The following is a 25,357-nucleotide window of genomic DNA, read 5'->3' as shown; positions in this document are numbered from 1 at the left end:
GGATCAGGGCTCGCGCAGGCGGACGAGCCGCTCGTGGCCCGTCTCCTCCAGCTCGGCGATGTCGTCGCGCGACTTCAGGAAGTCGGAGAACGAGCGGTAGCCGAGCGCCTTCTCGCTGAACGACGGGTCCATCCGGCGCATGTGCGTCTTGACGGCGGAACTGTGCAGCCACTCGTCCGCGTCGGCCTTGTCGTGCCCGAGGCGCAGCGCGCGCTCCAGCAGACGTGTGGCCTCGCCCTGGTCGTCGATCTTCTCCTCGACCTTCGGCTCCTCCGTCTTGGGGGCCTTGGTCTTGGCGCGCGACTTCGACGCGGTCTTGGGCTTCGCGGCGCCCTGCTCCGCGGCGGCCGGAGCGGCCTCGGCCACGGCGACCGGGGCGGCGGCGGGCGGGGCGGCCTTGGCCGGACGCGCGACACCGGGCAGGGAGTCGTACGACTCGAACTCGTCGCACGCGGCGGCGAGCGACTTCGCGGTGGAGCCCGCAACGCCCACCCCGATCACGTAGCGGCCGAGGCGCTTGCACCGCTGGGCGAGCGGCACGTAGTCGCTGTCGCCCGCCACGATCACGACGTGCGTGAGGTCGGGCAGGCGGAACATGTCCTCCACCGCGTCGACCGCGAGGCGGATGTCGGCGCCGTTCTTCGCGTACGCGGCGGCGGGGAACAGCTGCACCAGGTCGACCGCGCGGGCCACCAGCTGCGAGCGGTACTCGGCGTTGACGGGCGACGACCAGTCGGCGTACGCCCGGGTGAGCACGAGCGTGCCGAACGACGCGGCATAGTCGATGATGGCCCCGACCTCGATCATCGCCCGGTTCAACCGCTCGGCGACCTCGGGATCGTTCGGGTTCTCGGTGATGCGCTGGCGGTCCTTGCCGTACGAGTTGCGGCCGTGGACGCGGTCGTACCAGGAGATGACGATGTTGTCGAAGTCGAGGTAGACGGCGACGCGCGCGTCGGTGGTCTCAGCCACGGTGGTCCTCCTCACCCGGGTACGTGACCCCGATCTGTGCGCGGATCTCGTCGAGCGCCCCCATGATGGCGACGGTCTCGGCGATCGGCAGGATGTCGCCGGCGAGGTTCCCCTCGGCGACGAGCCGCTCCGCCGCGATGGCCTCGAACTGCATGCCGCGGCCGTCGATCTCCGTCACGTACTCCTCCTTGACCGTGCCGTCCGGCAGCACCAGGCGGAACGTGGTCGGGGCGTACCACACGCGGTCGATGTCGATGCGGGCCTCCGTGCCCACGATGCTGGCCGCGTTGGGGCCCGCACCGCGCGACGACGACAGGCTGGTGGAGACCGCTCCGCCCTCGTGCGTCATGACCGTGGCGACCTCGGAGTCGGCGCCCGTCTCGACCAGACGGCCCACCGCGCGGATGGTGGTGGGGGCGCCGAGGATGTCCCAGATGAACGAGATCGGGTAGATGCCGAGGTCGAGCAGCGCGCCGCCGCCGAGCTCCAGCGCGTTCAGGCGGTGCGCCGGATCGGTCGGCAGCTGCTGCGTGTGGTCGGCGCTCACGGTGCGGATCTCGCCCAGCGCCCCCTCGGCGATCAGCTCACGGATGCGCACCATGTGCGGCAGGTACCTGGTCCACATGGCCTCGGTGACCAGCAGGCCACGCTCGGCGGCGAGCGCCTGCAGATCGGCGGCCTCGGCCTGGTTCAGCGTGAACGCCTTCTCGACCAGCACGTGCTTGCCGTGCTCCAGGGCGAGGCGGGCGTTCTCGTGGTGCATCGGGTGGGGCGTGGAGACGTAGATGATGTCCACGTCGGGGTCGGCCACCAGCGCCTCATACGACGGGTGCGCGTGCGGGATGTCGAAGCGCGCGGCGAACGTGTCGGCCGACTCCTGCGAGCGCGAGCCCACCGCGACCAGATCGAGTCCTGCGGTGCGCAGGTCGGATGCGAAGGCGCCGGCGATGCCGCCGGTCGCGAGGATTCCCCAACGAAGACCAGTCATGGTCTCAGCGTAGAGGGTGGGGTGGATATGTCGCCGTGTGACGTCGCGTGACCCTCGGCTTCCGCACCGTGGCCGCCCGCCGCCCGCGCTTCTAGCGTGACGGCATGACCGAACCCCTCCTGATCGGTGCCATGGTGCGCACGCTCGGCGCCTACCCGTCCGGCTGGCGTCACCCCGGAGCCCACCGCGACCCCGCGCGCGACGCCGAGGTGCTGCGGCGCATCGCGGCCGCGGGGGAGGCGGCCGGACTCGACTACCTGTTCTTCGGCGACTGGCTCGCCACGGGCCCCGACCTGGAGTTCCGCGACCCGTACCTGCTCGCCCGCATCGACCCGGTCAGCGCGGTGCTGTACCTGGCCGGCATCACGTCGCGCATCGGACTCATCGCGACCGTCAACACCACCTACGCCGACCCGTACACGACCGCGCGGTCGCTGGCGTCGCTCGACGTGCTCACGGGCGGCCGTGCCGGCGTGAACCTGGTCACCGGGGCCGAGCCGCGCGCGGCGGGCAACCACGGACGCGACGCCCACGCCGACAACGACACCCGCTACGACCGGGCCGAGGAGTTCGTCACGGCGCTGCGCCGGCTGTGGGACTCGTGGGACGAGGACGCCTGGATCGCCGACGCCGCGCGCGGAGTGCTGATCGACGCCGACCGGCTGCGTGCCGCGAACCTGGAGGGCGCGCACGTGCGCGTGACCGGGCCGCTCAACGTCGCGCGACCGCCGCAGGGGCGCATCCCGATCGTCCACGCCGGCACGTCGCCGCGGTCGCGCGCGCTCGCCGCGACCGAGGCGGACCTCGCGCTCATCGCCTCGCCGACCCTCGCCGACGCGGTCGCCACGCGCCGGGGACTGCGGGAGATCGCGGCCGCGTCCGGCCGGTCGCCCGAGTCGCTGCGGGTGATCGCGCCCGTGCTGCCCGTGGTCGCCGACACCCGTGCCGAGGCGCACCGGATCGTGGCGCGGCTGCTCGCGCTCGTGCCGCTCGCGGAAGCGTCTCAGGTCGCGCGGCCCGGTTTCCCGCCGAACCGCACGGTCGCGGCACTCGCGGACGCGCTCGGGGTTCCCGCCGACGACCCGCTGCGCGACGCGGACTTCGACGCGGCGGTGGGGACCGCCGAGGCGCTGCGCCTCGGCGAGCGCGGGGCGGCGCTGATCGAGCGTGTGGCGCACATCGCCGGGCTGGGCATCGGCGCCGACGCCGTGCTCACGTGGCGGCACCTGGTCGCCGCGCACGCCGTGCCCGCCGCGTTCGTGGTGGGGGACGCCGCCGCGGTCGCCGACCACTTCGAGACGTGGCGCGACGAGGGGGCGGCCGACGGGTTCAACGTGCTCTCCGCGTTCCAGCCCGCGCAGTTCGAGGCGTTCGTGCAGCTGGCCGCGCCCGAGCTGCGGCGACGCGGGCTGCTGCGCGCCCCGGACGACGACGCGACCACGCTGCGCGACCGCCTGCGTGTGACGTCGCGTGTCGATGCGTGACCGGCGGTGTCGCCTGGCGACCTCCCGTGTCCGCCACCCGGCACGCCGCCCCCGCCGCTTCCTAGCGTGAACCCCACACCGCACACCGCACCCCTGCACACCCGCACCCCACCCGAGGAGTCCTCCGCATGAACCGCCGTCTGATCCGCACCGCCGCCGTCGCGCTGCCCCTCGTCCTGGCCGGGAGCCTCGCCGCGTGCGCGACCTCCGCCGCCCCCGCCGGCACCCCGACCGACTCGGGCGACCCGGTCACGGGCGGGACGCTCACGTACCTGGAGCACCAGGCGTACACCAACCTGTACCCGCCGCAGGCCGGCTTCTACCCGAACGGCGGCATCGTCAACAACATCGCCGCCCGGCTCACGTGGCAGAACCCGGAGACACTCGAGATCGAGCCGTGGGTCGCGGCGGACTGGACCGTGAACGACGACGCCACCGAGTACACGTTCGACCTGAACCCCGACATCACGTTCTCGGACGGCACGCCGCTCGACGCCGCCGCCGTGGCCAAGAACTTCGACACCTATGGCCTGGGCGACGCCGATCGCGGGCTCACGGTGTCCGAGGCGATCAACAACTACGCCAGCAGCGAGGTCGTCGACGAGGACACCGTCACGTTCCGCTTCTCCGCCCCGTCGCCCGGGTTCCTGCAGGCGACGTCCACCATCAACTCCGGGCTGCTCTCGCCGGAGACGCTCGACGGGACGATCGAGGACTTCGGCGCAGGCAACGCGGCCGACATCATCGGCTCCGGCCCGTTCACCGTCACCGACGAGAAGCTCGGCACCGAGTACACGCTCGAAGCCCGCGACGACTACGCGTGGGGACCGGAGAGCGCCGACAACGACGGCCGCCCGTACCTGGACGCCGTGCACGTGCTGATCACCCCGGAGGACTCCGTGCGCATCGGGTCGCTGCTGGCCGGACAGGCCGACTTCGTCCGCTACGTGCAGGCCTTCGACGAGGACCGTGTGGAGGGGGCCGGTTTCACGCTCTACGCCCCGCAGACGCGCGGCGTGAACAACTCCATCGCGCTGCGGCCGGGCAACCCGCTACTCAGCGACATCCGCGTGCGGCAGGCGATCATCGCGGCCGTGAACGCGCAGGAGGTCGTCGACACGCTCTTCACCGAGAACTACCCCGTGGCGACGTCGGTGCTGTCCTCCCAGGCCGTCGGCTACAAGGACGAGTCGGAGCACTACGCCTACGACCCGGACAAGGCCGAGAAGCTGCTCGACGACGCCGGGTGGGAGCGCGGCGACGACGGCATCAGGGAGAAGGACGGCGAGCGTCTCGCGATCACGGTGTACGAGGCCAAGCCGCAGCCGCTGTCGAAGCAGACGCTGGAGCTGATCGCCCAGCAGCTCGCAAAGGTCGGCGTGGAGCTGACCGTGAAGCCCGGCGACGCCGGCACCTACGCCGAGGACACCCGCGACCCGCTGAAGACCGGGTTCTACCACTCGATGGTCGGACGCGCCGACCTCGACGTCATCAAGAGCCAGTACTTCACCAAGAACCGCGACGTGCTGATCTCGCAGGACGCGAAGCTCGACGAGCTGCTGCTGGCCGTGGCCTCCGAGCCCGACGCCGACAAGCGCATCGCCGCGTCGCAGGCCGTGCAGGACTACATCGCCGAGCAGGCCTACGTGATCCCGCTGTTCGAGGAGCCGCAGGTGTACGGTGCCGCGACCTCCGTGCACGGCGTCGCGTTCGAGTCGGTCGGGCGCCCCACGTTCTCCGGCGTCTGGCTCGCGGAGCAGTGAGGACGACGGTGACGCGATGAGCTTCGTCCTCCGACGAGCCGGACAGGCCGCGATCGTGCTGATCGCGGCCTTCACGGCCACCTTCTTCCTGCTGCAGCTGCTGCCGGGCGACGCGATCCTGATCAAGTTCTCCGACCCGAGCCTCGGGCTCTCGCCGGAGCAGCTCGACGACATCCGCGCGACCTACGGCGCCGACCTCCCGTGGTGGCAGCAGTACGTGCACGCCGGGCTCGGGTTCCTCGCGGGCGACTTCGGCTACTCGACGCAGTTCGGCACCCCGGTGCGGACGATGCTGGCCGAGGCGCTGCCCGCGACCCTGCTGCTCGCGTCGCTCGGGCTCGTGGTGGCGCTCGTGCTGGCCGTGCTGATCGCCGGGCTGTCGTCGCTCGCGCCGTTCGCGTGGCTGCGCACGGGCCTTCGCCAGGTGCCGGGACTGTTCGTCGCGGTACCGGTGTTCTGGCTCGGGATCCTGCTCATCCAGGTCTTCTCCTTCGGGCTCGGCTGGGTGCCGATCGTCGGAGCCGACCCGGTGAGCGGGCTCGTGCTGCCCGTGCTCACCCTGGCCGTGCCGATCTCCGCGCCGCTCGCGCAGGTGCTCGTGCGGTCGATAGACCAGGTGCAGGCGCAGCCGTTCGTGACCGTGGTGCGCGCGAAGGGGGCGCCACCGCTGTGGGTGCTCACGCGCTCGGTCGCCCGCAACGCCGCGGTGCCCACCCTCACGATCGCGGGCGTGCTGTTCGGCGAGCTCGTGGGCGGCGCCGTCGTGACCGAGACGGTGTTCGGGCGCACCGGGATCGGCCGGCTCACCGAACAGGCCGTGGCGAACCAGGACATCCCGGTGCTGCAGGGCGTCGTGCTGCTGTCGGCGCTCGGCTTCGTGCTCATCAGCTTCGCGGTGGACCTCGCGACGCCCCTCATCGACCCGCGGCAGCGCACCTCCGCCCGCCGCGGTCGCCCTGAACCCCGCCGCACGCCGCAGGAGGCGACCGCATGACCGCTCCCGTGATCGCCGAGACCGCCGACACTGTCACCGCGACGGCCTCGGCGCCCGCACCCGCCGCGCCCCCGCGCCGCCGGCGTGGCCTGCGCCGCCGCCCGTGGGGCCTGTACCTGGCGGTCGCCGTGGTGACGCTCGCGGTGCTCTGGGCGCTGATCCCCGGGCTGTTCGCGCCGGGCGACCCCCTCACGGGCGTGCCGGCCGACAAGCTGCTGCCCCCGAGCGCCGCGCACTGGTTCGGCACGGACACGCTCGGCCGCGACCTGTTCGGCCGGGTCGTGCACGGCGCGGTGCACTCGCTCTCCGGCGCGCTCATCGCCGTGACCGTCGGCCTCGCGCTCGGCACGGTGCTCGGCGCGATCGCCGGGTCCGTCGGCGGCATCGTGGATGACGTGCTGATGCGCATCGTCGACGTGCTCCTGGCGATCCCCGGCCTGCTGCTGTCGCTGTCGGTCATCATCCTGCTCGGTTTCGGCACCGTGAATGCGGCCATCGCGGTCGGGCTCGGCAGCGTCGCAGCGTTCGCCCGCCTGATGCGCGCCGAGGTCGCGCGCGTGCGGCGCACCGAGTACGTCGAGGCCGCGTTCGGTAGCGGCGCGACCTTCTTCGCCGTGCTGCGCCGCCACGTGCTGCCCAACTCGCTCACCCCGATCGTCGCGCTCGCCGCCCTCCAGTTCGGCACCGCGATCCTGGCGATCTCCACGCTCGGGTTCCTCGGCTACGGCGCGCCGCCACCCACGCCCGAGTGGGGGCTGCTGATCGCCGAGGGCCGCAACTACATCGCGACGGCCTGGTGGCTCACGGCCCTCCCCGGCCTCGTGGTGGTCGCGGTCGTGCTCAGCGCCAACCGCATCAGCCACCGCATCGGAAGGGGAGCGCGATGACCATGACCGTCCTCACCGCCACCGACCTCACGGTGTCGTACGGCGACCGTGAGGTCGTGCACGGCATCTCGTTCGACATCGCCGAGGGCGAGACGCTGGCCCTGGTCGGCGAGTCCGGGTCGGGCAAGTCCACCACGGCCCACGCGCTGCTGGGGCTGCTGCCGGAGGGCGGCCGCGTGGACGCGGGCCGCGTGCTCCTGGGCGACCTCGACATCTCCGGCTGGAGCGACCGCGCCCTGCGCGGCATCCGCGGACCCGAGATCGGGCTCGTGCCGCAGGACCCCACGACCTCGCTCGACCCCGTGCGACCCGTGGGGGTGCAGGTGGAGGAGATCCTGCGCCTGCACGGCCACCGGGACCGGCGGTCGCGCAGGGCCAGGGCGATCGAGCTGCTCGACCGCGTCGGCATCGACGACCCCGCGCTGCGCGCACGCCAGTACCCGCACGAGCTGTCCGGCGGCATGCGGCAGCGCGTGCTGATCGCGACCGCGGTGGCGCTGCGCCCGCGGCTGCTGATCGCGGACGAGCCCACCAGCGCGCTCGACGCCACGGTGCAGCGCACGGTGCTCGACCTGCTCGACGAGCTGCAGCGCGAGGACGGCACGAGCATCCTGCTGGTGACGCACGACCTGGGGGTCGCTGCCGACCGGGCGGCGCGGCTCGTCGTGCTCAAGGACGGCCGCATCGTGGAGCAGGGGCCCAGCGACGTGGTGCTCGCGGCGCCGCGGGAGCCGTACACGCGGCAGCTGCTCGCCGACGCGCCCGCGTTCGCGACCGGGTTCCGCCGGCCCGACGCGCCGCCGTTCCTGCGGGATGCGGCCGCCGTCGCCGCCGAGAACCCGTACGCGATCGTGGCCGACGGACTCGTGAAGGAGTTCCGGGTTGCCGGTCGCGAGCGGTTCCGCGCCGTGGACGACGTGTCGTTCCGGGTGCGCCGCGGCACCACGCACGCGCTCGTGGGGGAGTCGGGCTCCGGCAAGACCACGACCGCGCGACTCGTGACCCGGTTCCACCAGCCGGACGCCGGATCGATCGAGATCGGCGGCGACGACGTGACCGCGGCGAAGGGAGCATCGCTGCGCGAACTGCGCCGGCGCATCCAGCTCGTGTACCAGAACCCGTTCGCGTCGCTCGACCCGCGGCAGCCCATCGTCGACATCGTCGCGGAGCCGCTGCAGAACTTCCGCGTCGGCGGCAGGACCGAACGGCGTGAGCGCGCGCTCGCCCTGCTCGACCGGGTGTCGCTGCCGTCCGACGTCGCCCGCCGCACCCCGCGCGAGCTGTCGGGCGGGCAGCGGCAGCGCGTCGCGATCGCCCGCGCCCTGGCAATCGACCCCGAGATCGTGGTGCTCGACGAGGCGGTGTCGGCGCTCGACGTGACGGTGCAGGCGCGCATCCTCGAACTGCTCACGTCGCTGCAGGCCGAGCTCGGGCTCACGTACCTCTTCATCTCCCACGATCTCGCCGTGGTGCGCCGCATCAGCCACACGGTGTCGGTCATGCGCCGCGGCCGCGTGGTGGAGGAGGGGCAGACCGAGGAGCTGTTCCACGACCCGCAGCACGAGTACACCAGGGAACTGCTCGCCGCCGTGCCCGGTGCCAGAGACGTCCCCCAGAGCCGAGAGGTCCCCGCATGACCGCACCAGCCGCCGCCCCCACCGTGGCGTTCTTCACCCGCCTGCTCGACGACGCCTCTCCGGCCGACCGCTACGCGCTGGCCACGGCGCAGCTCCAGCACGCGGAACGACACGGCATCGGTCGCGCCTGGGTCGCGCAGCACCACTTCCGGGCCGCGGAGGGCGGGCTGCCGTCGCCGCTGGTGTTCCTCGCGCACGCCGCCGCGCACACGAGCCGCCTCCGGCTGGGCACCGGGGTCATCACCCTGCCGCTGGAAGACCCGGTGCGCGTGGCGGAGGACGCCGTGGTCGCCGACCTGCTCTCCGGCGGACGGCTCGACCTCGGCCTCGGCAGCGGGGGCACGCCCTCGTCGTTCGTGCCGTTCGGCGAAGACGTGCGCGACAAGGCCGCCGCGTACGACCGCAAGCTGCGCGTGCTGCTCGACGCGCTCGCGGGGGAGGACGTCGGCGGAGACAACACGCTGTACCCCGACCCGGGCGACCTCGCGGCCCGCGTGTGGCAGGCGACGTTCTCCGCTCCGGGCGGCCACCGCGCGGGCGTGCACGGTCACGGGCTGCTGCTGTCGCGCACGCAGCCGCGACCCGCCGAGCGCCTGCACGCGCCGCTGTCGGAGCTGCAGGACCCCATCATCGACGCGTACCTCGACGCGCTGCCGACCGGGGTCGCGCCGCGCATCACGGCCTCGCGCACGGTGTTCGTGGCGGACGACAGGGCCGAGGCGCTGCGGTTCGCGGAGGTCGGGCTGCGCCGCGCCGCGGAGGGTTTCCGCCGCCAGGGCCAGACGATCCCCGGCGACGACCTCGACGACCTGATCGCCGCGCTCGACACGCACCTGGGCACCCCGGAGGAGGTGGCCGCGTCGCTCGCGGCCGACGCGACGCTGTCCCGCGCGACCGAGGTCGCGTTCCAGGTGCACTCGGTCGATGCGCCGCACGAGCACGTACTGCGCTCGATCGAGCTGTTCGCCGCCGAGGTCGCCCCGGCGCTCGGCTACGCCCTCACCCCGTCCGCCACGGACACGACCCTGAAGGAGAACGCATGACCGACGACATCGTCGACCGCCTCACGGGGGTGACGCCGGGGCTCGATGCGCTGCGGCGCCGCCGCCCGATCACGCGCGAGCAGCTCCAGGCGAGCTTCGACGCGCTGTTCCACCCCGTCTCCACGCGAGACGTGTCGCAGGCCGAGCGCGAGCTGATCGCGGCGTTCGCGACCGGTCTCGCCGGCACCGGCGACCCGACCGCGCTGTTCTACGCCGAACGGGCGGAGGCCGCCGATCCCGAGCGCGCCGCGGTCGTCGGCTCCGAGCTGACCGTGGCCGCCGCGAGCGGACCGTTCGGCGCGTACACCGAGGCCGGGCTCCGGGACGAGAGCACCGACGGGCCGCGGTACGCCCCGGACGCCGCCGCCACGAGCGCGCTCGGCGAGCGACTGGCCGCCGCGCTCGCGCACACGCACCTGCTGGTGCTGCGCCCGCGCGAGGCCGCGGCCGCCGACCTGTCCCGCCTGCTCGACGCGGGGTGGACCCCGGACGGCATCGTCACGCTGTCGCAGCTGGTGTCGTTCCTGGCGTTCCAGCAGCGCGTCGTGACCGGCCTCCGCGTGCTCGAGGCCGCCGGACTCGCCGCCCCCGCCGAGGAGGAGGCCGCATGACCGCCGCCGACACCGTGCTCCGCCATGACGACGCCCCGCACCCGCACGCGTTCACCCGCGCTGAGGTGGGGTGGACGCCGCACCTGCCCCCGCTCGCGGAGGAGGAGCTGACCGAGCGGCACTACGACGGCCTGGTCGACACGGCCCGCGCCAAGAACGACTACTTCCGGCTGCTCGCGCGCGACCCCGAGGTGCTCCGCGCGCGCACGCTCGTGGACAAGGACATCTTCTACAACGTCGCCGACGGGCTGCCCCGCGCCGACCGCGAGCTCGCGGCCACCGCGGCCTCGCGCCGCAACGGCTGCGTGTTCTGCGCCTCGGTGCACTCGCGCTTCGCGGCGCACCACAGCAAGCGTCAAGACGACGTGGACCGGCTGCTCGACGAGGGCGTGTCGGCCGACCTGGGCGAGCGGTGGAACGCGATCGTCGCGGCCTCGGTCGCGCTGACCGATACGCCCAGCGCGTTCGGGCCGGAGCACGTCGCGCGCCTGCGCGCCGCGGGTCTCGACGACGGCGAGATCGCCGACGTGGTGCACGGCGCGGCGTTCTTCAACTGGGCCAACCGGCTGATGCTGTCGCTCGGCCGGCCCGTGGCCCCGGCCTGAGCCGGGCGGTTCCGGGTCAGGGAACCAGGATGATCTTGCCCGAGGCGGCGCCGGATTCCATGAGCTCATGGGCCCGCGCCGCCTCGGCGAGAGGCAGCTCAGGGCCGAGCTCGATCGTGAAGTCGCCGGAGGCCAGCAGGTCGACGGTCTTCTGCAGGGCCTCGGCGCGCCACGCGAGCTCCTGCTCCGTGAGCGGAACGGGGGAGCCGCCGGAGAAAGCGCGGATGCCGAAGTCGGCCGCGTCCGGGCCCCGCACGATCGTCGCGATGCGGTCGCGGTCGGACACCAGGGCGAGCGAGGTCTCGATGGCCTCGTCCGTGCCCGCGCAGTCGAGCGCCACGGTTACGGGGGAGGGGGCGGCGGCGCGGACGCGGTCGAGCAGACCCTCACCGTACGCGACCGGGATGGCCCCCAGCTCGCGCAGCTGATCGTGCCGCGCGGGGCTCGCGGTCGCGATCACGGTCGCGCCATCGGCCACTGCGAACTGCACGGCCGCCTGACCCACGGAGCCGGAGCCGCCGTGCACCAGGAGCACGTCTCCCGAGGTCACGCCGAGCGAGCGGAGCGCCTGATACGCGGTCCCGGCGGGGATACCGATCGCGGCGCCCTCGGCCGCGGTCACCGCATCGGGCAGCCGCACCAGCTTGTCGGCCTCGACCGCGAGCGCCGAGGCGTAGGTGCCGCGCGTGTCGCGGATCGCGACGCGGTCGCCGACCGCGACGTCGTCGACGCCCTCGCCGAGCACCTCGACCACCCCTGCCCCGTCGAAGCCCACGCCGCGGGGCTCGGTGATCGGCGGCGACGGGCGCTTGCCGCTGCGCAGCTTCGCGTCGATGGGGTTCGCGCCCGCGGCCTCGATGCGCACCACCACCTCGCCGCGCACCGCGACGGGATCGGGCACCTCCATCAGGTGCAGGACATCGGGGGAGCCGAACTCGGTGTAGACGATCGCGCTGGCCATGAGCCCAGGCTACCCGCGCCGGCGGGGTCAGCGGCCGGACAGGGCCTTCATGATCCGCTGCGGCGAGACCGGCTGCGCGGTGCCGAGGCGCTGCGCGAACACGCTCACGCGGTACTCCTCCAGCAGCCAGCGCACCTCGACCAGGGTGGGTGGCGCGTCGGCGGGGAGCGGGATGGTGCCGCCCGCCTCGGCGAACGCGGTCGCCATGCGCTCGTACTCGGTCAGGCGCGCGCGGTCCTTGCCCGGCTCGTTCGCCAGCGTCTTCAGCCGGTCGAGCATGCCGTCGAGGTAGCGGGGGTAGTGCGCAAGGCGGTCGATGCCCGCCGCCGACACGAACCCGGGGTGCAGCAGCCCGGACAGCTGCGTGCGGATGTCGTTGAGCGGACCGAGCAGGGCCAGCGAGTTCTGCGCCTTGATGCCGCGCTCCACCTCGCGGGCTTTCATCAGGATGCGCGCCACGAGCGACACCGCGGCAAACAGCTCGTCGACCAGCACGGCCGACACGGCGTCCCGGACGCGCGCGAACTCCTGTTCCGTGCGCACGATGCCGCGGTCGGTGCCGTCCTGCCCGCCCGTCGACGCGTCGATCACGCGGCGGGCGACCGCGGCCCTGGCGTCCTCGATCAGCGCCGCGGCCGAGGGGTACGGCGAGGCCGCGAGCGCCAGCTTCTCCTGGCTCGTCAGGTGCTCCTGCACGTACGAGGAGGGTGAGGGCACCGTGAGCAGCACCAGGCGCAGCACGCCGTCCCTGGTCGCTGTCGCGGCGGCCTCCGCGGTGGCCTCCACCCGCACCGACACGCTCTTGCCCGCGTCGACCAGGGCGGGGTAGCCGCGCACCACGCCGCCCGCCACGCGCGTGTCGAGCACCTCGGGCAGCGCGCCGAACGTCCACGCGGTCAGCCCGGTCTGCTCGACCGGGGCGGCGGCGACGCGCTCGGCACCCGTCGTCGTTTCCGGTCCACCGGGGCGCGGCGGACGGGCGATCGAGCGGGCGACGCTGCTGCGCGCGCGGTCGGACAGCTGCGCCTGGAGCGCCGGCAGGTCGCGGCCGGAGCCGACGACGCGGCCACGCTCGTCCACCGCGCGGAAGTTCATCCGCAGGTGGGCGGGCACGCGGTCGTCTTCGAAGTCGGCGGCCGACACGAGCTGATTCGCGAGCGGCTGGATGAGCCGCGCGAGCGCCTCCTTGAGCGTGCGCGGCGGCAGCCCGCCGTGCGACTCCGGACCCTGGTCGGCCAGCTCGGCGCCGAACTTCTCCGCCCAGTCGGCGGCGGGCACCACATGGCGGCGGATGGACTTGGGCAGCGCGCGCAGCAGCCCCGTGACGAGCTCGGCGCGCAGACCGGGCACCTGCCAGTCGAACCCGCGGTCCTCGATCTGCGCCAGCAGCGGCAGCGGCAGCACCACGCTGACACCGTCGTCTGCGGCGCCCGGCTCGAAACGGTAGGCGAGGCCCAGCACCTGATCGCCCTGGGTCCAGCGCGTCGGGAACTCGCGCTGGTCCGCGCGGTCGGCCTCGTCGACGAGGTCGCTCTCGCGCATCACGAGCAGCTTCGGGGTGGTCGAGAGAGCCTCCCGCCACCACTTCTCGAACGACCGCACGTCGAAGACCTCGGCCGGGATGCGCTCGTCGTAGAAGCGGAACACGGCCTCGTCGCCCGCGAGGATGTCGCGGCGGCGCTCGCGCTCCTCCAGCTTCTCCAGGCGGCGGCGCAGCTCGGCGTTGCTGCGCCAGAACGCGCTCACCCGCTTGTCGATGCGCGACGGATCCCACTCGCCCTCGACGAGCGCGTGCCGCACGAAGAGCTCGCGCGCGGCGGCCCGGTCGATGCGGGCGAACTGCACGCGGCGGCGCGGGATGATCTCGATGCCGAACAGCGTGACCTTCTCGTACGCGACGGCGGCCCCCGCGTCCTTCGACCAGTGCGGCTCGGTCACCTGCCGCTTGGCGAGGTCGCCCGCGAGCGGTTCGGCCCAGGCGGGGTCGATCGCGGCGACCGTCCGCGCGAACGTGCGCGAGGTCTCCACGATCTCGGCGGCCATCACGGCGCGCGGGCTCTTCTTGCGCAGCGCAGAGCCGGGGAAGATCGAGAACCGGATGCCGCGCGCTCCGCGGTACTCGGTGGGGCGGCGGCCCTTCGGCTCCTTGGCGGGGGAGTGGGCCTTGCCCGCGGGGGCGGTGCGCTCGTCGAGGATGCCGATCTGCGACAGCAGGCCGGCCAGCAGGGCGCGGTGGATCGCGTCGGGGTCGGCCGCGCCGCCGTTGTGGTCGCCGCGCTCGGTGGTCTTCACGAGCGTGCGCAGCTGGCGGTGCACGTCGAACCACTCGCGCACGCGCACGTAGTTCAGGTGCTCCGCGCGGCACAGGCGGCGGAACGCGCTCGACCCCAGCTCCCGCTGCTGCTCGCGCAGGTGGTTCCACAGGTTCAGCAGCGTCAGGAAGTCGCTCGTGGGGTCGGCGAAGCGCGCGTGCAGGCGGTCGGCCTCTTCCCGGCGCTCCTCCGGCCGCTCCCGCACGTCCTGGATGGTGAGGCCGGCGACGATCGCGAGCACGTCGCGCAGCACCGTGCCGCTGCGGTCGCTGCGCCCCGCCTCGATCAGCATGCGCGCGAACCGCGGGTCGATCGGCATGCGGGAGATGTCCCGGCCGACGCGGGTGAGGTGCGGCGCTCCCTGATCCGGTCCCTGAGCCCGACGAAGGGCCACGGCGCCGAGCTCGGTGAGCAGATCGAACGCGGCCTTCACGCCGCGCGAGTCGGGCGGGGTGAGGAAGGGGAACGCGGCGATGTCGCCGAAGCCCAGCGACAGCATCTGCAGGATGACCGAGGCGAGCGAGGTGCGCAGGATCTCCGGCTCGGTGAACTCCGGGCGCCGCTCGAAGTCCTCCTGCGCGTACAGGCGGATCGCGATGCCCTCGCTCGTGCGCCCGGCACGGCCGGAGCGCTGGTTGGCCGAGGCCTGCGAGATCGCCTCGATCGGCAGGCGCTGCACCTTCGAGCGGTTGCTGTACCGGGAGATGCGGGCGGTGCCGGTGTCGATCACGTACTTGATGCCGGGGACCGTGAGGCTGGTCTCGGCCACGTTCGTCGCCAGCACGACCCTCCGCCGCACGCCCGCGACGCTGCTGCGTTCGAACACGCGGTGCTGCTCCGCGGCCGACAGCCGTCCGAACAGCGGCAGCACCTCCGTGGGGGAGCGGTCCTTGGCGTAGGCCCCGCGCACCGCATCGGCCGCGTCGCGGATCTCGGCCTCGCCGGGCAGGAACACCAACACGTCGCCCGGCGCCTCGCGGTCGAGCTCGCGCAGCGCGGCGACGATCGCCGACACCTCGTCCTCCGGTTCGCCCGCGGCCGGCGCCTCGTCCGACTCGTCCGTGAGCGGGCGGTAGCGGATCTCCACCGGATACGTGCGGCCGGACACCTCGATGATCGGGGCGGGAGTGCCGTCGGCGGCGGCGAAGTGGCGCGCGAAGCTCTCCGGGTCGATGGTCGCCGAGGTGATGACCACCTTGAGGTCGGGCCGCTCCGGCAGGATGCGGGCGAGGTAGCCCAGCAGGAAGTCGACGTTGAGGGAGCGCTCGTGGGCCTCGTCGATGATGATCGTGTCGTACCGGGTGAGCAGCCGGTCGCGGTGGATCTCGTTGAGCAGGATGCCGTCGGTCATCAGCGCGATGCGGGTCTCGTCCGACACCCGGTCGGTGAAGCGCACCTTGTAGCCGACGAGCGTGCCGAGTTCGACGTGCAGCTCCTCCGCCACGCGCTCCGCGATCGTGCGGGCGGCCAGGCGGCGCGGCTGCGTGTGGGCGATGCGCTCGCGGCCCAGTTCGAGCGCGATCTTCGGCAGCTGCGTGGTCTTGCCCGAGCCGGTCGCGCCCGCCACGATCACCACCTGGTGATCGCGGATCGCGGCGGCGATCTCGTCCCGCGCGGCGCTGACGGGCAGCTCCGGGGGATAGGAGATGACGGGGGAGGACATAGCCCTCCATCGTATGCCGGGATGCGCCCCCTACGATCAACACGTGACCTCCGCTCTCGCGCCCGTCCGCTGGTTCCGTGACTTCGGACGACCACCGCGCATCATCGGCCTCGACGTCGCGCGCGCCCTCGCCATCCTGGGCATGGCCGGCGCCCACGTCGGCGAGTTCCAGCCGTTCTCCTGGACCGACCCCGGCACGTGGACCGACCTCGTGCACGGGCGCTCCTCGATCCTGTTCGCCGTGCTCGCCGGAGTGTCCATCGCACTGATGACCGGACGCAGCACCCTGCCGCCGCCCGAGCGGATGCCCGCCCTGCGCCTCGGTCTCGTCGGCCGCGGCGCCGTGATCTTCCTGATCGGTCTCGCGCTGGAACTGCTGAACACGCCCATCGCGGTGATCCTCACGTTGTACGGGCTGCTCTACGTCGCCGTCATCCCGTTCCTGCGGTGGCGCGCCTGGCAGCTGCTGCTCGCGGCCGGGGTGCTGGCGGTCGCGGGCCCCGCCGTGCTCGCGCTCGTGAACGCCCTCGCGCTGCAGCCCTACGGCGCGGGCATCGGCTTCGCGCTGTACGGCGTGTACCCGCTCACGGCGTGGCTGGCGTTCGTGCTGGGCGGGCTCGCCCTGGGGCGGCTGCACGTGGAGCGGCTGACCACGGCGGCCGTGGCGTTCGGTGTCGGCGTGCTGCTCGCGGTCGTGGGCTACGGGCTGGGCGCCGTCGGTCAGGCGGCCGGGGTCGTGGAGGCCGACGGCGGCTTCGGGTCCGGCTCAGGCTGGGCGGCGTATCCCGAGGCGCTGGCGGCGCTCGACCCGCTGCGGTCGGTGCTGGTGGCGTTCTTCGGCGTCGAACCGCACTCCGGGGGCACGGCCGAGATCCTCGGCTCGGGCGGCTTCGCGCTCGCGGTCATCGCGGTGTGCCTGCTGCTGAGCCGTCCGCTGCGGTGGCCGTTCCTGCCGCTCGCGGCGCTCGGGTCCATGCCGCTCACGGCGTACACGGTGCACGTGGTGTCGATCGTGGTGCTGGTCGGCCCCGGTGGGTTCGTGCAGAGCAATGCGTTCTGGGCGGCGACGGCGGTGGCGCTCGTGGCGGCCGCGACCCTGTGGTCGATGTTCTTCGGACGCGGTCCGCTGGAGCGCCTCGTCGGGCGCGCGGCTCAGGCGATGGCCTCGGTACCCGACGGGCCGCGCGCGTCCGGAACCGACATGGATCGTCACGATCCGGCCGCACCTGTCATCACAGGTCATAGGCTGGAGTCATGACCACCATTCCCTCTCTCGAACTGAACGACGGCAACTCCATCCCGCAGCTCGGCTACGGCGTCTTCCAGGTGCCGCCGGCCGAGACCGAGCGCGCGGTGAGCGAAGCGCTGGAGATCGGCTACCGCCACATCGACACCGCCGCGATCTACGGCAACGAGGAGGGCGTCGGCGCCGCGATCGCCGCCTCCGGCATCCCGCGCGACGAGCTGTTCATCACCACGAAGCTGTGGAACGACCGCCACCACGACGACGAGCCGCGCGCGGCCATCGGCGAGAGCCTGGAGAAGCTCGGCCTCGAGCAGGTCGACCTGTACCTCGTGCACTGGCCGACCCCCGCCAAGGACGACTACGTGCACGCGTTCGCGAAGCTCGTCGAGCTGCGTGACGCCGGGCTCACGCGCAGCATCGGCGTCTCCAACTTCCTCGTGCCGCACCTGGAGCGCACCGTGAAGGAGACCGGCGTGGTGCCGGCCGTCAACCAGATCGAGCTGCACCCCGCCTACCAGCGCCGCGAGGAGGTCGCCTGGGCCGACGCGAACGGCGTGCGCATCGAGGCGTGGGGTCCGCTGGGCCAGGGCAAGTACGACCTGTTCGGCATCCCGGCGGTCGCCGACGCGGCCGCAGCGCACGGTGTCACTCCCGCGCAGGCCGTGCTGCGCTGGCACCTGCAGAAGGGCATCATCGTCTTCCCGAAGTCGGTGCGCCCGGAGCGTCTGCGCGAGAACCTCGACGTGTTCGGCTTCGAGCTGACCGACGCCGAGATCGCCGCGATCGACGCGATCGACCCGCTCGACAGTTCGGGCCGCGTCGGCTCGCACCCCGACGACGTGAACTGAGCCGCCGCTCGCACCAGATGACGCCCCGTGTCGCTTCGCGCGACACGGGGCGTTCTCGTGGGTACCGTCGAGGCCATGACAGCTCCGTACCGTGTCGTGGCCGTGTCGGGCTCCCTGCACGAGCCCAGCAAGACGACCGCCCTCGTGCGCGCGATCACGGCCGCGATCGCCGAGCGGGCGGACGTCGACGCGCAGCTCATCGAGCTCACGCAGCTCGGCCCCGAGCTGGCCGGGGCGCTGCGCCGCGACCAGCTGCCGCCCGCGGTGGAGGAGAAGCTGCAGGCGATCGAGAACGCCGATCTGCTGATCGTGGGCAGCCCCGTCTACCGCGCGTCCTTCACCGGGCTGTTCAAGCACCTGTTCGACTTCGTCGGGCAGTACGCCCTGGTGGGCACGCCCGTGCTGCTCGCGGCGACGGGCGGCGGCGAGCGGCACGCGCTCATCATCGAGCACCAGCTGCGTCCGCTGTTCGCGTTCTTCCAGGCGCTCACGCTTCCGCTCGGGGTGTACGCGAGCGACACCGACTTCGACGGCTACGAGGTCGCGACCGAGGTGCTGCGGGCCCGCATCGCGCTGGCAGCCGAGCGTGCGCTGCCCCTGGTCGGCTACGCGGCGGCGCGCCCCGTCGACCTGCTCGTGGGCTGAGCCGCCCGCCCCGCCCGGCCGTGCGCGGCGTAGCGTGGACCGCATGACCAACCGCCTCGCCGACACGCACAGCCCGTACCTGCGGGCGCACGCCGACAACCCGGTCGACTGGTACCCGTGGGGCGAGGAGGCGTTCGCGGAGGCGCGTCGGCGCGACGTGCCGCTGCTCGTGTCGATCGGCTACTCCACCTGCCACTGGTGTCACGTGATGGCGCGCGAGTCGTTCGCCGACCCGGCCACGGCGGCCCTGATCAACGACGGCTTCGTGGCGGTCAAGGTCGACCGCGAGGAGCACCCGCAGGTGGACGGCGCGTACATGGCCGCGGCGTCGGCGTTCACGCAGAACCTCGGCTGGCCGCTCACGGTGTTCACCACGCCCACCGGTCGCGCGTTCTACGCCGGCACCTACTGGCCGCCGGAGCCGCGTCCGCCGATGCCCGCGTTCCGCGAGGTGCTCGCGGCCGTGCGGGAGGCGTGGACCCTCCGGCGCGCACAGGCCGAGGAGTCCGCGGACGCCGTGACCGAGGCGCTCGCGCGGGCGGCGGAGTCCACCCCGTCCGAGCTGCCGGACGCGGCGGCGCTCGTCGCCGCGGCCGAGGCCGTGGCGGTGCGCGAGGACCGCGAGTACGGCGGTTTCGGCGGCGCCCCGAAGTTCCCGGTCGCCACGACGCTGCGCATGCTCCAGCACCCCGTCGTGCGCGCGGGCGCCCCGGAGGCCGCGGCCTCGGCCGAGCGCGCACTGGCCGCGATGACCGCCTCCGACCTGCGCGACGAGGACGGCGGCTTCTTCCGCTACGCCACGCAGCGCGACTGGACGGTGCCGCACTACGAGCGCATGCTCACCGACAACGCGCAGCTGCTCGACGTCGCGCGCGACGCGGGGGACGGGGCGACCGCGCGCGGCGTGGTCGCGTTCCTGCTGACGGTGCTGCGGCGCGAGGGCGGTGGCTTCGGGGCCGCGCAGGACTCGGAGTCATGGATCGACGGCGCCCGCAGCGAGGGCGGCTTCTACCGCCGCCCCGTGGCCGAGCGCGCCGGGCTGGAGCCGCCCGCGGTGGACGGCAAGGTGATCACGGGGTGGAACGGCCTGGCGATCGCCGCGCTCGCCCGTGCCGGGGCCGCCGCGGGGGAGCCGGAGTGGATCGCGGCAGCGGCCACCGCGGCCGAGGCCGTGCTCCGCGACAACCGCGACGCGGACGGCACCCTCGTGCGCGCGTCGCTCGACGGTCGCGCGTCCGCCGCCGTGGCGACGCCCGCGGATCTCGCGCTGCTGGCCGAGGGGCTGTTCGCGCTCGCCGCCGCGACGGGCGACGCGGCGTGGGCGGTCACGGGCCGCGAGGTGCTCGACGGCGTGCTGAGCGGGGGAGTGGCCGACGATCCGCTGCTGGCCGCGCAGGGCATCGCGGTGTCACCGGATCAGACCGACGGCGACCTGCCGTCCGATGCCGCCGCGCTCGCCGGGGCCGCGCTCTCGGCCTGGCGGCTCGGCGCGGGGGACCAGTACCGCGCTGCGGCGGTCGACATCGTGCGGGGACTCGCCGCACGGGCCCTGGCGCAGCCGTTCGCCCACGGCACGCTGTTGCGAGTCGCCGCCGAGCTGGTGTCACCGCCGCGGCAGGTGGTCGCGGTCACGTCGGATCGCGCGGGAGCGCTCGCCGCGGCCGCCCTGGCCGCGGACGCCGACGTCGTCGCCGTCGTCACGCCCGAGCAGGCGGGTGTCTTCGCGGCGTCCGGCTTCGAGCTGTTCGAGGGCAAGGACGCGGCGGCCGAGCGCGTGTACGACTGCCGCGACTTCGTGTGCCGGCTGCCGGTGGCCGACCCCGCCGACGTGCCGCGCGAGCGCTGACCCCAGCGCTGGACAATCTGCCCAGGGTGATGCGGCGAACCGGCGCGCGATTGCGCGCGATGCTCACCTTTTGCTGCACCGATTGCCCACAGCCCGGCGCGCGTTCTAGGGTGACGCGACACCACCCGGATCACAGCAAGGATGCTCTGACGATGCCCCTCTCCGCCCGTGCCGGCCTCGACGCCGTCCCCGCCTACCGCCAGGGTCGCTCGGCCCCCGCCGGAGCCTCGAAGCTCTCCTCCAACGAGTCGCCCCATCCGCCGCTTCCCTCGGTCGCCCTGGCCGTGCAGGAGCGCCTGGCGAGCATCCACCGCTACCCCGACATGAGCGCCGCGGCCGTGCGGCAGGCGCTCGCCGCGCGCTACCGCGTCGACGTCGACGAGGTCACGGTGGGTGCGGGATCGGTGGAGATCGCCGCGCAGCTGATCCACGCGGTCGCGGGCGCGGGCGACGAGGTCGTCTTCGCGTGGCGCTCGTTCGAGGCGTACCCCTCGCTCGTGCGCATCGCCGGCGCCACGCCCGTACCGGTCCCGCTCGACGCTCGCCACGCGCACGACCTCGACGCGATGCTCGCCGCGATCACGCCGCGCACGCGCCTGGTGTTCGTGTGCAACCCGAACAACCCCACGGGCACGGTCGTCGGCGCCGACGAGCTGGAGCGCTTCGTGGCCGCGGTCCCGCGCGACGTGCTCGTCGTGATCGACGAGGCCTATGTGCACTTCGACCGCACGGAGAGCCGGGGCGCGGGCATCGAGCTGTTCCGCCGCCACCCGCACGTCGCGGTGCTGCACACGTTCTCGAAGGCGTACGGCCTGGCGGGCCTGCGCATCGGCTACGCGATCGCGCCGCGCGAGGTCGCCGAGGCGCAGCGCAAGGTGGCGGTGCCGTTCGGGGTCACCGACCTCGCGCAGGCCGCGGCCCTGGCGTCGCTGGCTGCGGAGGACGAGCTCGCGGTGCGCATCGAGGAGGTGGTGGCGCAGCGCGACCGTCTGCACGCGGTGCTGACGGCGGCGGGATGGCCGGCGGTGGCGTCGCAGGCGAACTTCGTGTGGGTGCCTGCGGGTGAGCGGACGGCCGAGCTCGACGCGCTGCTGCACGAGGGCGGCGTCGTGGCGCGCGCCTTCCCGGGGGAGGGCGTGCGGATCTCCTCCGGCTCCGCGACCGACATCGACCGGGTGGAGGCGGCGCTCACGGCGCCTGCCGCCGACCTCGAGGGTGCGCGCGAGCGGGCGGAGGTGTCCGCATGACCGCCGAGGTCCCGGTCACCACGACCACCACGAAGGGCCTGCACCCCGGGCTCACCCGACGCCAGATCTCCATGATGGGGCTCGGCGGCGCGATCGGCGCCGGACTGTTCGTCGGCTCCGGCCAGGCGATCGGCATCGCCGGACCCGCCGTGCTCATCTCGTACCTGGTCGCCGGCGGCATCGTCGTGCTCGTCATGGCGATGCTCGCCGAGATGGTCGCGGCCCGCCCCAGTTCGGGGGCGTTCAGCTCCTACGCGCAGAAGGCGATGGGGCGCAGCGCGGGCAGCGCGGTCGGCTGGCTGTACTGGATCCAGCTGATCGTGGTGATCGCGGCCGAGGCGACCGGGGCCGCGGGCATCGTGGCCGGCTGGATCCCCGGGGTGCCCGCATGGGTGTGGGTGCTGGTGTTCGTGGCGGCGCTCACGGCGGTGAACCTCTTCGGGGTGCGCAACTACGGCCGCTTCGAGTTCTGGTTCGCGGCGATCAAGGTCGCGGCCATCATCGCGTTCCTCGTCGTGGGGGTGTGCGCGATCCTCGGACTCATCCCCGGCGTCCCGGCCACCGGGGTGTCGAACCTGGTCGACGAGGGCGGCTTCGCTCCGAACGGCATCGCCGGCATCGCGGCCGCGCTCCTGATCGTGGTGTTCGCGTTCGGCGGCACCGAGGTCGTGGCGATCGCGGCGGCCGAGTCCGACGACCCCTCGCGCAACATCCGTCGCATCGTGCGCGAAGTGCTGGTGCGCATCCTGATCTTCTACGTCGGCTCGATCTTCGTGATCGTCGCGGTGCTCCCGTGGGACGACCCCGCGGTGCAGGCCGGTCCGTTCTCCGCCGTGCTCGACACGCTCAACGTGCCGGGCGTCGGCCTGGTGATGGACCTGATCGTGATCGTCGCGCTGCTGTCGGCCATGAACGCGAACATCTACGGCGCCTCCCGCATGGCGTACTCGCTGGGCGAGCGGGGGCTGGCGCCGCTCGCGGTCACGCGCACGAGCCTCAAGGGCGTGCCGTACCTGGCGGTGCTGGCGTCGGTCGCGTTCGGGTTCGTCACGGTCGGGCTGAACTGGGCGTTCCCCGACGTGGTGCTTCCCGCGCTGCTGAACGTGGTGGGGTCGACGCTGCTGGTGATCTGGAGCGCGACCGCGATCTCGCAGATCGTGCTGCGCCGCCGGGCCGACCGCGCGGGCGAGGACCTCCCGATGCGCATCTGGGGCTTCCCGTGGGTGTCGTGGCTGTGCCTGGCGCTGCTCGCCGGGGTCGTGGCCCTCGCGATGATCGATCCGGCGGCGCGCACGCAGCTGCTGCTCACGCTGGCGCTCACGGTGGTGCTGCTCGTGGTGGCGCGACTCACGCGCGGTGTGTCGCGCCCGGGCGTGGTGCGGGAGTAGCGGTGCGCATCGACCGGCTCGACGCCGCGCTGATCCGGCTGCTGACCGAGTCGCCGCAGCTGCCGATCCTGGAGTGTGCGCGGCGCCTCGGCATCGCGAGGGGGACCGCCACGAGCCGCCTGGCCCGGCTGCACGAGGGCGGGGTGATCGAGGCGATCGTGCCGCGCGTCGACCCGGCGGGCTTCGGTTACGGCCTCGTCGCGTTCTGCCTGGTCGAGATCGATCAGAAGGTGGGGCACGACGAGGTGGCGGCCGCGCTGGCCGACGCGGTGCCCGAGATCGTCGACATGCACACCGTGACGGGGGTCAGCGACATGCAGCTGCGCCTCGTCGCCCGCGACGCGACGCAGCTGCAGGAGGTGCTGGACCGGGTCGCGCTCGTGCCGGGGGTCGCGCGCACGGCCTCCTCGATCGCGATGCGCACGCACCTGTCGGGGCGGGTGCTGCCGCTCGTGGACCACGTGGCGACGGACGACGCGGGCTGAGGGGCCGTGGAGCGCGCGAGCGTCAGATCCAGCCGGGCAGCCAGTTGTGCAGACGCCAGAAGTCGTACGGCACGCTGACCCCCAGCCACAGCGGCAGGAAGAACACCGAGACGAGCACGACCACGACGAGGAACACCGCCACGGTGCGCTGTCCCGACTGCCGCCGGTGCAGCGGATCCTCGCGGCGTCCGGCGATGATGCGCAGCGTCGCGGTGAGGGCGAGCACGAGGAACGGCATCATGACCACCGTGTAGAACTGGAAGATCGTGCGCTCGGGGAACATCAGCCACGGCAGGTAGGTCACGGCGAGGCCGACCAGCGGCAGCGTGAGCGCGGGGTCGGTGGGCGTGCGCGCGATCCAGGCCCGGACGAGCCGGACGAGCAGGTACACCGCCGCCGCGACACCCCCGTACCAGATCAGCGGGTTCGGGATCGCGGAGATCACCCCGATGCAGTGGTCGGTGCCGCACGGGCCCGGGTCGGGGTCGACCCACACGGCGGTGGGGCGCAGCAGGAACGGCCACTCCCACGCCGGGCTCGCGTACGGATGCCCGCGCGTGAGTCCCACGTGGAACCCGAGGATCGTCTGGTGGTAGTTCCACAGCGCGATCAGCGGGTTGGGGTCGCTGGCGCGGTCGTACCCCCGGTCGGTCACGAGCCAGCCGGTCCAGCTCGCCAGGTAGACGGCCGCCGCGGGGAGCACCAGCAGCACGAACGACACCGGCCCCTGGCGGAACACGGCGGCGGCGGGCCACACGACCACGCCGCCGCGGCGCCGGGCGAGCGCGTCGGTGATCACGACGTAGAGCCCGAAGCCCGCCAGCACGTACAGGCCCGACCACTTCACGGCGCACGCGGCGCCGAGCGCGAGCCCTGCGGCGACGAGCCATGGGCGGCGCCACAGCACGGGACCCCACAGCGGGTCGGGGGCGTCGGGGTCGCGGCGCTCGAGGATCGGGATGGTGCGCTGCCGGTCGATGATCACGAACAGCACGCCGAGCAGGACGAAGAAGGTGAGGATGCCGTCGAGCAGGGCGATGCGGCTCAGCACGATGCTCAGACCGTCGATCGCGAGCAGGGTGGACGCGACGGTCGCGGCGACGACGGACCCGGTCACCCGCCGGGCGATCAGGTACACCAGCAGCACGGATCCGGCGCCGAGGAGAGCGGTCGCGAGGCGCCATCCGGCGCTGTTGTCCGGCCCGCCGATGGCCATGCCGAGGGCGATCAGCCACTTGCCGAGCGGGGGGTGCACGATGAACGCGCCCTTGTTCGTGAGCGGCAGGTCGTGCAGGGTCTGGAACGCCTCGTCGGCGCCCTGACCCCAGACGCCCTCATAGCCCTGTGTCCACAGCGACCAGGCGTCCTTGACGTAGTAGGTCTCGTCGAACGCCAGCTGGTGCGGGTGCCCCACGTTCACCAGGCGCAGCACCGCGGCGAGAGCCGTCACGACCAATGGTGCCAACCAGGCGATCGCGCGGTTCCAGTCGGGGGCGTTCGTCACCCGGTCGCGCAGGCGCTCGTAGCGCGTGAGCCGCTCCGCCGGGGGCGGCAGCAGGGGCTCGGGCGCGGTCACCGCTCCAGCCTAGACAACGCCGGGTGTGGCCCCGGGACGGCGCGGAGGGCGCCCCGCTATCGATACTCCGGAAGCTTGGTGCCGCGGGGGCTGGTGACGCGACAGGGGGAGTCGTACGGTGGGCGTACTCATTTGACGATAGAAACGAGTCATACG

General features: G+C 73.3%; 20 protein-coding genes. 15 read left to right on the top strand and 5 right to left on the bottom strand.

Going from position 1 to position 25,357, the window contains the following annotated elements:
- Positions 1–3 precede the first annotated feature (3 nt).
- Both KE274_RS15350 and KE274_RS15345 read right to left on the bottom strand, forming a co-directional pair.
- The gene (locus KE274_RS15350; protein ID WP_211545286.1) at positions 4–972 is read right to left on the bottom strand and encodes an NYN domain-containing protein; all 969 of its coding nucleotides are present in this window, start codon (positions 970–972) and stop codon (positions 4–6) included.
- Complete coding sequence (locus tag KE274_RS15345; RefSeq protein ID WP_211545284.1) at positions 965–1,960, bottom strand: Gfo/Idh/MocA family protein; 996 nt, start codon at positions 1,958–1,960, stop codon at positions 965–967. The genes KE274_RS15350 and KE274_RS15345 overlap by 8 nt, the downstream gene beginning before the upstream one ends.
- Before the next feature lie 104 nt (positions 1,961–2,064).
- Here KE274_RS15345 and KE274_RS15340 point away from each other — a divergent pair, with 104 nt between their 5' ends.
- The 8 genes from KE274_RS15340 to KE274_RS15305 all read left to right on the top strand — a co-directional run bounded on the left by KE274_RS15340 (position 2,065) and on the right by KE274_RS15305 (position 10,984).
- Complete coding sequence (locus KE274_RS15340; protein WP_211545282.1) at positions 2,065–3,444, top strand: NtaA/DmoA family FMN-dependent monooxygenase; 1,380 nt, start codon at positions 2,065–2,067, stop codon at positions 3,442–3,444.
- A gap of 128 nt (positions 3,445–3,572) precedes the next feature.
- Complete coding sequence (locus tag KE274_RS15335; protein WP_211545280.1) at positions 3,573–5,207, top strand: TIGR04028 family ABC transporter substrate-binding protein; 1,635 nt, start codon at positions 3,573–3,575, stop codon at positions 5,205–5,207.
- Between the two features lie 16 nt (positions 5,208–5,223).
- Positions 5,224–6,201, top strand: a complete 978-nt coding sequence (locus tag KE274_RS15330; RefSeq protein WP_211545278.1) for an ABC transporter permease — start codon at positions 5,224–5,226, stop codon at positions 6,199–6,201.
- The gene (locus KE274_RS15325) at positions 6,198–7,088 is read left to right on the top strand and encodes an ABC transporter permease (RefSeq protein ID WP_211545276.1); all 891 of its coding nucleotides are present in this window, start codon (positions 6,198–6,200) and stop codon (positions 7,086–7,088) included. The genes KE274_RS15330 and KE274_RS15325 overlap by 4 nt, the downstream gene beginning before the upstream one ends.
- Positions 7,089–7,090: 2 nt before the next feature.
- Entirely contained in the window at positions 7,091–8,725 is a 1,635-nt protein-coding gene (locus tag KE274_RS15320; protein WP_211545393.1) for a dipeptide ABC transporter ATP-binding protein, read from the top strand.
- The gene (locus KE274_RS15315; RefSeq protein ID WP_211545274.1) at positions 8,722–9,768 is read left to right on the top strand and encodes a putative FMN-dependent luciferase-like monooxygenase; all 1,047 of its coding nucleotides are present in this window, start codon (positions 8,722–8,724) and stop codon (positions 9,766–9,768) included. Before KE274_RS15320 ends, KE274_RS15315 begins: the two co-directional genes overlap by 4 nt.
- Entirely contained in the window at positions 9,765–10,379 is a 615-nt protein-coding gene (locus KE274_RS15310; protein ID WP_211545272.1) for a CMD domain protein, read from the top strand. The genes KE274_RS15315 and KE274_RS15310 overlap by 4 nt, the downstream gene beginning before the upstream one ends.
- A complete protein-coding gene (locus KE274_RS15305; protein WP_211545270.1) occupies positions 10,376–10,984 on the top strand; it encodes an alkylhydroperoxidase domain protein in 609 nt (202 codons plus the stop codon). The genes KE274_RS15310 and KE274_RS15305 overlap by 4 nt, the downstream gene beginning before the upstream one ends.
- Positions 10,985–11,000: 16 nt before the next feature.
- Here the strand turns inward: KE274_RS15305 and KE274_RS15300 are convergent, their stop codons facing one another.
- On the bottom strand, positions 11,001–11,945 hold the full coding sequence (locus KE274_RS15300) for a quinone oxidoreductase family protein (RefSeq protein WP_211545268.1): 945 nt from the start codon (positions 11,943–11,945) through the stop codon (positions 11,001–11,003).
- Between the two features lie 27 nt (positions 11,946–11,972).
- The gene (gene hrpA, locus KE274_RS15295) at positions 11,973–15,920 is read right to left on the bottom strand and encodes an ATP-dependent RNA helicase HrpA (protein ID WP_211545267.1); all 3,948 of its coding nucleotides are present in this window, start codon (positions 15,918–15,920) and stop codon (positions 11,973–11,975) included.
- A gap of 43 nt (positions 15,921–15,963) precedes the next feature.
- Between hrpA and KE274_RS15290 the strand changes: the two genes are divergently transcribed.
- From KE274_RS15290 to KE274_RS15260, 7 genes are all read left to right on the top strand, one after another.
- Entirely contained in the window at positions 15,964–17,178 is a 1,215-nt protein-coding gene (locus KE274_RS15290; protein ID WP_211545265.1) for a heparan-alpha-glucosaminide N-acetyltransferase domain-containing protein, read from the top strand.
- A complete protein-coding gene (locus KE274_RS15285) occupies positions 17,175–18,014 on the top strand; it encodes an aldo/keto reductase (protein ID WP_211545263.1) in 840 nt (279 codons plus the stop codon). The genes KE274_RS15290 and KE274_RS15285 overlap by 4 nt, the downstream gene beginning before the upstream one ends.
- A 75-nt stretch (positions 18,015–18,089) precedes the next feature.
- Positions 18,090–18,659: an FMN reductase gene (msuE, locus tag KE274_RS15280; protein ID WP_211545261.1), complete on the top strand. Its 570-nt coding sequence runs from the start codon at positions 18,090–18,092 to the stop codon at positions 18,657–18,659.
- Positions 18,660–18,702: 43 nt separating this feature from the next.
- Entirely contained in the window at positions 18,703–20,505 is a 1,803-nt protein-coding gene (locus KE274_RS15275) for a thioredoxin domain-containing protein (protein WP_211545258.1), read from the top strand.
- Positions 20,506–20,657: 152 nt separating this feature from the next.
- Positions 20,658–21,752: a histidinol-phosphate transaminase gene (hisC, locus tag KE274_RS15270; RefSeq protein ID WP_211545256.1), complete on the top strand. Its 1,095-nt coding sequence runs from the start codon at positions 20,658–20,660 to the stop codon at positions 21,750–21,752.
- Positions 21,749–23,140, top strand: coding sequence for an amino acid permease (locus tag KE274_RS15265; RefSeq protein WP_211545254.1), 1,392 nt, complete (start codon positions 21,749–21,751; stop codon positions 23,138–23,140). The genes hisC and KE274_RS15265 overlap by 4 nt, the downstream gene beginning before the upstream one ends.
- Positions 23,141–23,142: 2 nt before the next feature.
- Entirely contained in the window at positions 23,143–23,625 is a 483-nt protein-coding gene (locus KE274_RS15260) for an Lrp/AsnC family transcriptional regulator (protein ID WP_211545252.1), read from the top strand.
- Between the two features lie 22 nt (positions 23,626–23,647).
- Here the strand turns inward: KE274_RS15260 and KE274_RS15255 are convergent, their stop codons facing one another.
- A complete protein-coding gene (locus KE274_RS15255) occupies positions 23,648–25,201 on the bottom strand; it encodes a dolichyl-phosphate-mannose--protein mannosyltransferase (RefSeq protein ID WP_211545250.1) in 1,554 nt (517 codons plus the stop codon).
- Positions 25,202–25,357 lie beyond the last annotated feature (156 nt).

It is taken from the genome of Microbacterium paraoxydans, from assembly GCF_018224615.1.
GTDB classification, from domain to species: domain Bacteria; phylum Actinomycetota; class Actinomycetes; order Actinomycetales; family Microbacteriaceae; genus Microbacterium; species Microbacterium paraoxydans_B.
This window is presented reverse-complemented; position numbering and strand designations above follow the sequence as displayed.

Excerpts from the sequence above, each read along its gene's own strand:
- KE274_RS15345 (WP_211545284.1), bottom strand. The coding sequence starts at position 1,960 with ATGACTGGTCTTCGTTGGGGAATCCTCGCGACCGGCGGCATCGCCGGC.
- KE274_RS15300 (WP_211545268.1), bottom strand. The coding sequence starts at position 11,945 with ATGGCCAGCGCGATCGTCTACACCGAGTTCGGCTCCCCCGATGTCCTG.
- KE274_RS15335 (WP_211545280.1), top strand. The coding sequence starts at position 3,573 with ATGAACCGCCGTCTGATCCGCACCGCCGCCGTCGCGCTGCCCCTCGTC.
- KE274_RS15275 (WP_211545258.1), top strand. The coding sequence starts at position 18,703 with ATGACCAACCGCCTCGCCGACACGCACAGCCCGTACCTGCGGGCGCAC.
- KE274_RS15320 (WP_211545393.1), top strand. The coding sequence starts at position 7,091 with ATGACCGTCCTCACCGCCACCGACCTCACGGTGTCGTACGGCGACCGT.
- hisC (WP_211545256.1), top strand. The coding sequence starts at position 20,658 with ATGCCCCTCTCCGCCCGTGCCGGCCTCGACGCCGTCCCCGCCTACCGC.
- KE274_RS15285 (WP_211545263.1), top strand. The coding sequence starts at position 17,175 with ATGACCACCATTCCCTCTCTCGAACTGAACGACGGCAACTCCATCCCG.
- KE274_RS15310 (WP_211545272.1), top strand. The coding sequence starts at position 9,765 with ATGACCGACGACATCGTCGACCGCCTCACGGGGGTGACGCCGGGGCTC.
- KE274_RS15265 (WP_211545254.1), top strand. The coding sequence starts at position 21,749 with ATGACCGCCGAGGTCCCGGTCACCACGACCACCACGAAGGGCCTGCAC.
- KE274_RS15325 (WP_211545276.1), top strand. The coding sequence starts at position 6,198 with ATGACCGCTCCCGTGATCGCCGAGACCGCCGACACTGTCACCGCGACG.
- KE274_RS15330 (WP_211545278.1), top strand. The coding sequence starts at position 5,224 with ATGAGCTTCGTCCTCCGACGAGCCGGACAGGCCGCGATCGTGCTGATC.
- hrpA (WP_211545267.1), bottom strand. The coding sequence starts at position 15,920 with ATGTCCTCCCCCGTCATCTCCTATCCCCCGGAGCTGCCCGTCAGCGCC.
- KE274_RS15315 (WP_211545274.1), top strand. The coding sequence starts at position 8,722 with ATGACCGCACCAGCCGCCGCCCCCACCGTGGCGTTCTTCACCCGCCTG.
- KE274_RS15340 (WP_211545282.1), top strand. The coding sequence starts at position 2,065 with ATGACCGAACCCCTCCTGATCGGTGCCATGGTGCGCACGCTCGGCGCC.
- KE274_RS15305 (WP_211545270.1), top strand. The coding sequence starts at position 10,376 with ATGACCGCCGCCGACACCGTGCTCCGCCATGACGACGCCCCGCACCCG.
- msuE (WP_211545261.1), top strand. The coding sequence starts at position 18,090 with ATGACAGCTCCGTACCGTGTCGTGGCCGTGTCGGGCTCCCTGCACGAG.